The following is a 10,040-nucleotide window of genomic DNA, read 5'->3' on the forward strand; positions in this document are numbered from 1 at the left end:
TCGTAGCTATTAATTGTTTTTTGTTTTATGGTAAGTCAGCTACAGAATCCGGGGCATTTGTTTTTTGTTTTATGTTAAGGGACTCTTTTTTACCTTTACTTAAAAAATCCATCCCCCCGGCCCCCTTCCTTTGTCAAAGGGACTCACCCTTCGACAGGCTCAGGGTGAGCGGGGGCAAAGGCGAGATTCTTTGTTACGCCCGGAGTGACAGGTACTATTATTCTTTTGTTAATGAACGCACCCTTGAACAGGCTCAGGGTGAGCGGGACGAATCCGGCTTATTATTACCCCTCACCTTAATCCTCGCCCGCAAGGGGAGAGGAAAGGAACGGATTCTTCGCTACGCTCAGAATGACAGGTACTATTATTTTTTTGTTAAGGAACGCACCCTTGAACAGGTCCCGATTCCTGCGTCATACGGGATGGCGACAAAGTCGCTCACTCAGGGTGAGCGGGGGCAAAGGCGAGATTCTTCGTTACGCCCGGAGTGACAGGTACTATTTTTTCTCCTCCATGGCGTACTTGATTTTTTCCCGGGGGGAGAGGGAGGAAAAGTCCGGGAGGGCGCGCTGGGGGGCGCCGGCCGGCACCCTGGCCCGGGCGTTTTCCGCGCCCACTTCCTGCCTGACCCTTTCCACCAGCGCCCGGGCGCTTTTGAGCGAATCGTCAATGGCGGCGATAGTGTCCCCCTGAACCATCTCCGCCACCAGGCCGGGATTGGCCCGGAGCGCCAGCTCCTTATAGGCGGCCACCGCCTGGGGCAGGGACTGGCTCACGACGTCATATTTCTGCTTGAAATCCTCCGCCACCTGTTGGATAACGGCGATTTCCTCGTCTTTGGCCGCTACGGTTTTCTCCAGACCGGCGACGGTATCCTGCCGCGATTTGAGCTCGCGTTTCAGAGTTTCGTTCTCCAGTTTTAAAGCGTCGGCCTCACTGACGGCCGCTTCATTTTCCGGCGCCTGCTGCTGAACTTCTTCCATGATTGTCCTCCTAAAAATTACTCCTCAACGCCTTCCAGGCGGGACGTCAAAGCACTCTCTCTCGCGCCGCCGCCCCTGGTCTTAGCGTTAAGCTCTTTATTCATCTTGAGAATGGACTCCCTTTCCTCCAGCCACCTGCGGAACTCGTAATCGGGGTCGGCCACGCCCACCTCGCCCATAGCGGTGCGGCGGGAATGGATGCCGGTCTGCACCATCACCTGCTCGTTGCCGACGCGGGTCTCCATGTCCCGGGGCAGCACCGGCCCCCACACCACCTTCAAACGCCCGCCGCCGGGCACGCCGCCGAAGTCCTCCCCGGCGCACATCTCCAGGAGCTTCAATATCATCTCATTGCGGCGGTTGTAGGCGGCGGTGCGGATAATGCGCTTGCGCCGCACCTTTTGCAGAAGAGGCTGGAGCTCTATCTCCAAGGCCACGCCGGACATATCCCGCTCCAGCCCGCCGAAAGCCGAACGCGGGGACTCCGATAAATCATGCAGGGCGCGGTAAATAAGGTCGATATAACTAATGTGCAGATTGATGCCGCCGCCCTGAAGCAGGTCCAGCAGGTAGGCCTTGGCGTCCTCCGGGATATTCCAGACGGCACCCGGCTTGATGGCGATGTCCTCCGACTCCTCCACATTTTCCAGCACGGCGATGGGGTTACCGGACAACTCCAGGATGCGGGAAAGCTGGCTCATGGCGCGGTTAAGCTCCCGCTGGCTCTCCATGATTTGCGGCAAATCAGACACGCCCCAGAACTTCTTGGGCTCCCGCAGATTGGGAAAAAGCACGAAGGGGATAAAGCCGTAGGGATTGGGCTTGGCTTCCAGCAGAACGTTATCCAGATACAGCTCAAAATCGTGGTCGGTCCACAGCTCAACGACCACCGCCGTCTTATTAGCGGACTTCACGCCGTAAAGGTACTGTACCTCATCGCGGGAAAGCTGGTAGCGGGAGGCGATACGCCACAAGCGGGAGGTGTCATCCCCCAGGCTCCAGGCGTAAATGCCCTGGATATCCGGCGCGGTGACCCGGACCTTTTTTTCCGCGGCGTCCCAGATTACCTTATAGCAGGCGTCACCCAGCACCGCCCCGTCTATTTCCGTCTCCAGGTCAAGCTGCTCCAGGTAGTTATCATGATAGACGCGGTTGAGGGCGGCCTCCGCCTGCCGGGCGTTTGCCACAGCTTTAGCGGAACCGTCCGCCGGGTCCACGGTAAAGGCGATGCCGGCCATCAGGTAAGAGGTAACCTTTTCGATAAATACCTTAGCGTAGTTAAAGGTCAGGCGCCTTTCCTTGTTCCGGCCATTACCCTCCCACTGCCGCCCGTAATAGAAATCCAGGAGGTCCCGATAGCCCTTGATTCTTTCCAGGTCCATCCGGGCCAGCTGCGCCGCCAGTGTTTCATTCATATAACGTCGCTCCTTCTTTGCCTGACCGCCGGCACCATGGTTCGGCCCTCCTACGCTGAAGCTATGAAGGGCAGGCAGGCTCACCATGAGCGTTGCGGCGGGTTACTCACTATTTATTACTTACATCTTGACCGGTCACTTATCTTCTTTCAGCGCCCGCTGAATCGTCCGCGGGCTCACCCCAAAAAGCAACGCCAGGTCTCTAGCCTTCCAGCCGGCGGCAAACAGCCGCCCGATTTCCTTATTGCGCAGCTCTTTCAGCCAGCGCTGCCGTCCGCGCGGCTCATCATAAAGGCACTGGGGATAAGGGCACTCCAGGCAAGACTTTGAGTACTCACATCCTTCATCCTGGTAGTGGCAGTACTCCGGCCTGAGGTCCGGCTTATTGTCCGATGGCTTCCGCTGCTCTTCCGGGCTATCTCCGCAATGCTCACGTGTCTCTACAACCATAGCGCACCTCTCAAACACCAAACAGGACAAGAATAGTACATATGTTCTGATTTGTCAACGCTATATTGTCCATTTTTTTACACTCTTGACATTTGAGCCTGCGTCGGCTATAATTGCTTTGATAAAGCATTATTTACCCGGATAGAGATAAAAGGGATATATGCCGATACTGGATAACTACCTGAATGTCCTGGAGGCCAGCCGCCGCCTCAAGATACACCCGGAGACGGTAAAACGGCTCTGCCGCCAGGGCGACCTCCCGGCGAACAAGATTCACAACACCTGGCTCATCAATAAAGACATCCTGGACAACTTCGCCGGCACGTACAATCCAAGTCCAGGAGCCAGGAAAAGATTGATTACGTGATAGGAGCTGAAGAAGAAAAAACCGCCAGGCCAGGCAGTTAATCTCCTTTTAAAGGAGGTTGGCATGATGAAAAGAAACCGCTTAATAAAATACCGTAACCCCTTCATTGTGCTGGCGGTCACGGCGCTTTTAACAGCGGTTTTTGTACCGACCCTGCCGGTCAGGGCGGCGCCGGTGATAACGCTGTCCCCTGCCAGCGGGGCGGTGGGCACCGCCGTCACCGTCAGCGGCACCGTTTTCAACTCTTACGAAGGAGACAGCATCCACATTTTCTTCGACGCAACCGAAGCGGCCACCAGTCCCGTCACGGTGCCGGAAGGCGGTGAGTTCGCCGCCGTGCTTAACGTGCCGGCGGACGCGGCGGCCGGAGAGCACCGGGTGGAAATAAGGACGGACATTACGTCAACCTCGGTGATTGCGGGGGCGGCTTTTACCGTGGACGCCACGGAGCTGACGCTGGACTCCAGCGCGGGGCCGCCCGGCGCTTATGTAGATATAAGCGGCAGCGGTTTTTACGTGGGCGCGACGGTGAACATCTATTTCAATAATCCGGACAGCCAGAAAATAGGCGCGGTCACGGCTTCCTCCACCGGTAAATTCGTCCACAGCGCGGCCATCCCACCCGCTCCCCACGGAATGCATACCATCACGGCCACCAACAACATGGGCAATAGCGCGGAAGCGCAGTTCAGCGTACTCCCGGAAATAAAGCTTAACCGGGACACCGCCGGGCCCGGGGAACTGCTGAACGTGAGAGGTTCCGGCTTCGCGGCAACGAGCGGAGTCAGTATTTACTTCGGGCAGTTTTTAGCAGCGACGACGGCAACCGATACGCTGGGCAGCTTTGAAAGCGATATCGAGGTGCCGGATGTGATACCCCTGGCCTACGAAATAAAGTGCCAGGATGAAAACGGCAACAGCGGCACCGCCGAATTTACCGTTAGCACCGGCGTAAAGCTAAGCGCCGGCACCGGAGCGGTAGGCGGCGATCTTACCATCCGGGGCATCGGGTTCAAGCCCAATACAGCCGTGACGGTGAACTATGACGGCGAATTTATCGCCGCCGCCGTCACCGACAAGAACGGGGATTTCACAGTGACCATTACCGTACCGGCGGGCAATGCCGGCGGGCATATTATCTCCGCCAGCGACGGCACCACCACCAAAGACATTTCTTTTGCCATCGAGACGGAGCCGCCGCCGATGCCGGTCCTGTCCCTGCCCGCCAACGGCTCCCTCACCCGGGCGGAAGCCTACTTCGACTGGCCGGACGTGATTGACGCCAGCGTGCCGGTGACCTACAACCTCGAGATAGCGTCCGACCAGAACTTTGCCAGCCCGGTGCTGCTCAAGACCGGGCTGGAGGAATCCGAATATACCCTGACCGACAGCGAAGCGCTGGACGCCGGCTTCAAGAACTCCCCCTATTTCTGGAGGGTGAAGGCCACGGACGGAGCCGGCAACATTGGAGAATGGTCGGCTTCTTCCGTTTTCTACATAAGCGTACCGGCCGTACCCGCGCCGGCGCTGCCGGCGAACGACAGCCCGCTGGAGTACCCCATACGCTTCAGCTGGCAGGCAGTGACCAGCCTGAGCCCCCCGGTGACCTATGACTTCCAGATATCCCAGAACCTCGATTTTACCACGCCGATACTGGACGAGGCCGGGCTGGGCAACTCGGAACTGCTGGTCACCAAGGAAAACAATCTAAAACTTAAAAAAGGAGTGGTATATTACTGGAGAGTAAAAGCGGTGGATGCCGCCCACAACAGCAGCGACTGGTCTCCCACAGGATCATTCCGGTTCGCACCCAAGTCAGCCTTTCCCGGCTGGGCGATCTATACCATGATCAGTATCGGGGCGGTTATCGCGGTACTGTTCGCCTTCCGGCTGGGGAGAAAAACAGCCTACCCGCAATACTAACCATTTGATATTTTTAACGTTATATAAAACATAAGGAGGTTACAAATGAAACACGCCAAGCTTTTACGAATAATCGGGATAGCACTGGTACTATCACTCTTGACGATAGGGCTGGTGGCCGCGCCGGCGTTTGCGCTACCATCAGTCACATTATCTACGTCCAGCGGGGCAACCGGCGCCATAGTTAATATCTTCGGCGGGGGCTTTACGCCTTCTACGCCAACTGTACCTTCAATCTATTATGTTTATTTTTCCAGCCAAGCAGCCTCGGTAACGCAAGCTATCGGAGCTCAGGTGACCGTTTTTCAAACAGTGGCTACCGCCACAGCCGATGCCAGCGGGGTTATCAATACCACTTTCACCGTCCCCACACTACTGACCTCAACCGGAAGCGTAGCCGTATCCCCAGGCACCTATTATGTCTACGTAGCTTTACCCGCCGGAGGGATAGTCACCGTTAGTACCTTTACAGTGATAGGCAATCCGGCGATTACGATAAGCCCGGCAACCGGCGTGGCGGGGACATCAGTGGTGATTAACGGCACCGGATTCACGGCGAGCACGATTCTTGCTTTTAGATTCGATACCATTACCGTTATACCCACCGCGGGTCAGACTTCCACATTGAGCACCGGCGCTTTCAGCAGCACCATCACCGTTCCCTCTATAGCCGCCGGGGCGCATACGATTACCGCTACCGCGGGCAGCAGCACCGCCACGGCGACCTTCACCGTTAGCGCTTCCCCGACGCTGGACGACCTTTCACCCGATTCCGGCGCGGCGGGGATCGATGTAGTGATTACCGGCTCCAGCTTCCCGGCCAGCCAAGCGCTAACCTTTAAGTTGGACGCCACGTCAATTGCCCGTAAATCCGGTGACAGCGCCACGCGCACCAGCGGTATCTTCATCACCACGGTAACCATTCCGACGAGCTTTGCCGCGGGCGCCCATACCATCACCGTTACCGCGGGCGGCGGCTCGGCTACCGCCACCTTCACCGTCACTTCTTCCGCCACCCTGGACACGCTGTCTCCCGCCTCCGGGTCAGCCGGCACGGACGTTACCATCAGCGGCTCCAGTTTCCCGGCGAGCACCGCGCTGATTTTCATCTTCGACGGGGCGGCCGTTACGCCTAAATCCGGCGATACCGCCGTACGCGCCAGCGGCATTTTCAGCAGCGTTATCACCGTACCGACCACCGCCGCCATATCAGCGCATACAATTACCGTGACCGCCGGCACCGCTACCGCCAGCGCCACCTTTACCGTTACCGCTTCCGCCACCACTGTAAGCGCCAGCGCCGACGGCAATACGGTGGGGTCATCAGTAGTCATCTGGGGCTCCGGCTTCCTGAATAACAGCCTGGTAACCGTCACCTACGACGGCACGAAAATCACCGAAAGCACCGCCGGCGCGGACGGGCACTTCGTCACTTCTCCCTTCCAGATCCCGGCCAGCGCTCACGGCGACCATGTCATTGCCGTAACGGACGGCGTCAACACGGAGAGCGTCACATTTACGCTGGAATCCACGCCTCCATCAGTACCGACAGGCGCAGCACCGGCCTCCGGCGCTTCCTTGAAGAAACCGTACCTGTTCGACTGGAACGATGTAACCGATGCCAGCGCCCCGGTCAAATATGAGCTGCAAATAGCCACGGATACCGGTTTCAGCGCCGATTCCCTGGTCCTGAACAAGACAGGACTGATGGAATCTCAATACAAGCTGACCGAAGCGGAAGGGCTCAATCTTTCCAGCGATCTGGGCGTTTATTACTGGCGAATCAGGGCGGTAGACGCCGCCTCCAACGACAGCGCCTGGACCAGTCCGGGGCAGTTCAAGGTAATCAAACCTTTCAGCTACGTAGGCTGGCCGCTGTGGTTGACCATCGCAGTGGGCGCAGTCGTTTTCTTCCTGGCCGGCCTCTGGCTGGGCAGGCGCACCGCCTTCTCTTACTAACAGCATATAGATAACCATTACCCCCTCTGGCATCCCCTCTCCTCCGGACCCTGCCTCCCGGAGGAGAGGGGAGTTTTTTACTGCACCCGATAATTTCAGCGAGGCGGAGCACCTGGATCCCGTATCAAGTACGGGATGACGAGGGGAGTGAGGGATGTGACTTACCCTTTTTCCTTTTATCCCCTTCAAGTTAACCCTCTCCCCGCTGGCAGGGAGAGGGACGATCGATTGCGGGATGAGGGTTAATTTCTATTTTACCATCCATCCTTTGTACGGCTATGTCAGGGGGCGAGTTAATTCAAATAATGCTTACACTGTCAATGGATTCCGGCCCCGATTAACATACGGGGTATGCTACCTGCGCCGGAATGACACACCCCGGGGTTTTTTTATTACATCCAATTATTGGAGCAAGGCGGAGTACCCGGAGCCCATATCAATTACGGGATGACGAGGGGAGTGAGGGATGTGACAGTTTCCCATCCGGGAACGCAGGGGAGAGCCAAATGACAGTACCTTTTTCTCAGCCCCATTGACTATCACTCCGGCACCAACTACACTATAATCGGGTCAAGTAAACCGGGTGACCGCCTCGATGCGTTCAGGCGTATCAGGGAGGAAAGTCCGAGCTCCGACGGGCAGGATGCTGGGTAACACCCAGGAGGGGCGACCCTACGGAAAGTGCCACAGAAACATACCGCCCCGATTCGTTCCGATAAAATCGGGACTCATGCGGGGTAAGGGTGAAATGGCGAGGTAAGAGCTCACCGGCGGCCGGGTGACCGGCCGGCCGTGCAAACCCCATCCGGAGCAAGACCGAATAGAGGGACTATGGAACGCCCGGTCCGTCCCCGGGTTGGTCGCTAGATTTCTCCGGTAACGGAGGAACCAGATAGATGGTCACCGTCCCGATTCGCCCCGACAGGGTCGGGGACTCATCGGGACACAGAACTCGGCTTACAGGTTTACTTGACCCACACTCCTGGTCTGTAACGTATCCTGACTTTCATCCCAACGCGTAGAGGGAGAACAATCTCATGTTCAACTCATCCAAGACTATCGCCAGTATGGTACTTATCATCGTCATCGTGCTTGCTTTCGGCGGCGGATTTCTGGTGGGACAGGGCAACCCGCCTCCCTCCCCGGAAGGGCTGAACGTCATCGAAGAAGCCCTGAACGACGTCATCGCCAAGTACGTGGAACCCGGCAAAATCGTCACCGCCAATATCACCGCCGGGGCGATCAAGGGGATACTTGCCTCGCTGCATGACCCCTATACCGCTTACTACGCGCCCGCAGAATACGAGATGGTCCAGAGCGATTTCGAGGGGTCGTTCGAAGGCATCGGCGCGGTGGTCAGCACCCTCGAAGGCAAGATAATCATCGTGGCGCCCATCGCCGGAGCGCCGGCGGAAAAAGCCGGCATCAAGAAAAACGATGTAATACTGGCAGTCAACGGCGAATCCACGGAAGGTCAGACCCAGGACATGGTGGTGAGCAAGATACGCGGGACCAGCGGCACCACGGTGGAACTGCTAATCCTCCACGAGGGGGAAACGGAGCCGGTGACCATCAGCGTGACCCGGGCCAAAGTGGAGGTGCCCAGCGTATCCTTTGAAATGCGGGGCGATATCGCGGTTATCAGCATCCTCCAGTTCACCAACCGTACCGAAGAAGAGTTCGCCAAGATAATGCCCAACCTGGCGGCGGAAAACGCCGCGGGCATCGTGCTCGACCTGCGCGGCAATCCCGGCGGCATCCTGGATATCGTCGTCCAGGTGGCCAGCCATTTCATCACCGACGGCGTTATCGTGTCCGTAAGGAGCCGGGAGGGAGACATAGAGGTACATCATGCCGTCTCCCAGAAAGTGACCACCGCCCTGCCGATGGTGGTGCTGGTGGATGAGTTCAGCGCCAGCGGCAGCGAGGTACTGACCGGCGCCCTCCAGGACCGCGGCCGCGCCATGGTGGCCGGCAACGTGACCTACGGCAAAGGCAGCGTAAACACCCTGCTGCATTTGAGCGACGGCTCCGGCATATATATCACCATCGCCCGCTGGCTTACCCCCAACGGCACGCTCATCGAGGGCAACGGTATTATCCCGGACAGGCTGCTGGACATTACCGGCGAGGAAGAGCTCCAGTGGGCGATAGACTACCTGCACGGCATGAACCATTAGAGGGAGAGGCATAACATGGCGGAAAAACTCGCCCGGCAGATAAACAAGTCCGAGCTCTCCCTTATCCAGGGGGATATTACCCGGCAGGCCACCGGGGCAATCGTGAACGCGGCCAACTCCGGTCTAATGGGGGGCGGGGGGGTTGACGGGGCTATCCACCGCGCCGGCGGCCCCGCCATCCTGGAAGAGTGCAAGCAAATAGTGGCGAGGCAGGGGCGTCTGCCTACCGGCCAGGCGGCCATCACCACCGCCGGCGATATGCCGTCCAAATACGTTATCCATACGGTGGGGCCTGTCTGGCACGGGGGGAAACAAGGCGAGCCGGAACTGCTGGCCAGCGCCTACCGGGAAAGCCTGAAGCTGGCCGCCGAATATAAATTATCTTCCGTATCTTTCCCCTCCATCAGCACCGGGGTTTACGGCTACCCGGTGGAATTGGCCGCGCCGATAGCGCTGGGGGAGGCGGCATCTTTTCTTGCCGGGGAAAGCAGCATCAAAGAGGTGGTTTTCGTGCTGCATGACCCGAACACTTTTAACGCTTACGCCGCGGCGCTGCAACGGGCGGCGGGGGGAAAAGGATAAATAAAGACCTGATTGCATTCAGTTATAATGCATGCCTAACCGTTCCAGCCTCACCCCCTTGCCCCCTTGTATGTTTGAAAGATGGTAATATAAGCTTTAAAGGCACGGCAGACCGATTCCCCCTTGGTTTAATAAAACCGTTGGAGAGCGAGGGTCGCCGTGCCTGGACTTCCATTAGCCC

The 10,040-nt window shown here is 57.7% G+C and carries 8 protein-coding genes and 1 other RNA gene; 6 read left to right on the plus strand and 3 right to left on the minus strand.

Translation table 11 applies throughout. The features are described 5' to 3' along the window. Window positions 1–497: 497 nt before the first annotated feature. The 3 genes from WC370_09325 to WC370_09335 all read right to left on the minus strand — a co-directional run bounded on the left by WC370_09325 (window position 498) and on the right by WC370_09335 (window position 2,848). Window positions 498–983 (minus strand): hypothetical protein, encoded by a 486-nt coding sequence (locus WC370_09325; protein MFA5309667.1) that lies wholly within the window; start codon window positions 981–983, stop codon window positions 498–500. A gap of 17 nt (window positions 984–1,000) precedes the next feature. Continuing rightward, the gene (locus WC370_09330) at window positions 1,001–2,398 is read right to left on the minus strand and encodes a phage portal protein (protein ID MFA5309668.1); all 1,398 of its coding nucleotides are present in this window, start codon (window positions 2,396–2,398) and stop codon (window positions 1,001–1,003) included. A gap of 135 nt (window positions 2,399–2,533) precedes the next feature. Continuing rightward, a complete protein-coding gene (locus WC370_09335; GenBank protein MFA5309669.1) occupies window positions 2,534–2,848 on the minus strand; it encodes a hypothetical protein in 315 nt (104 codons plus the stop codon). 160 nt (window positions 2,849–3,008) lie between these two features. Between WC370_09335 and WC370_09340 the strand changes: the two genes are divergently transcribed. From WC370_09340 to WC370_09365, 6 genes are all read left to right on the plus strand, one after another. After that, window positions 3,009–3,215 (plus strand): helix-turn-helix domain-containing protein, encoded by a 207-nt coding sequence (locus WC370_09340; protein ID MFA5309670.1) that lies wholly within the window; start codon window positions 3,009–3,011, stop codon window positions 3,213–3,215. A gap of 63 nt (window positions 3,216–3,278) precedes the next feature. Then, on the plus strand, window positions 3,279–5,138 hold the full coding sequence (locus WC370_09345) for a hypothetical protein (protein ID MFA5309671.1): 1,860 nt from the start codon (window positions 3,279–3,281) through the stop codon (window positions 5,136–5,138). A gap of 45 nt (window positions 5,139–5,183) precedes the next feature. Continuing rightward, window positions 5,184–7,097 (plus strand): hypothetical protein, encoded by a 1,914-nt coding sequence (locus WC370_09350; GenBank protein ID MFA5309672.1) that lies wholly within the window; start codon window positions 5,184–5,186, stop codon window positions 7,095–7,097. A 571-nt stretch (window positions 7,098–7,668) separates the two neighbouring features. Then, window positions 7,669–8,073, plus strand: an RNA gene (gene rnpB, locus WC370_09355) — RNase P RNA component class A. A 61-nt stretch (window positions 8,074–8,134) separates the two neighbouring features. Then, window positions 8,135–9,277, plus strand: coding sequence for a S41 family peptidase (locus tag WC370_09360; protein MFA5309673.1), 1,143 nt, complete (start codon window positions 8,135–8,137; stop codon window positions 9,275–9,277). Between the two features lie 15 nt (window positions 9,278–9,292). Then, complete coding sequence (locus tag WC370_09365; protein MFA5309674.1) at window positions 9,293–9,859, plus strand: O-acetyl-ADP-ribose deacetylase; 567 nt, start codon at window positions 9,293–9,295, stop codon at window positions 9,857–9,859. Window positions 9,860–10,040: the final 181 nt, after the last annotated feature.

Source organism: Dehalococcoidales bacterium (genome assembly GCA_041652735.1).
GTDB lineage: Bacteria > Chloroflexota > Dehalococcoidia > Dehalococcoidales > RBG-16-60-22 > RBG-13-51-18.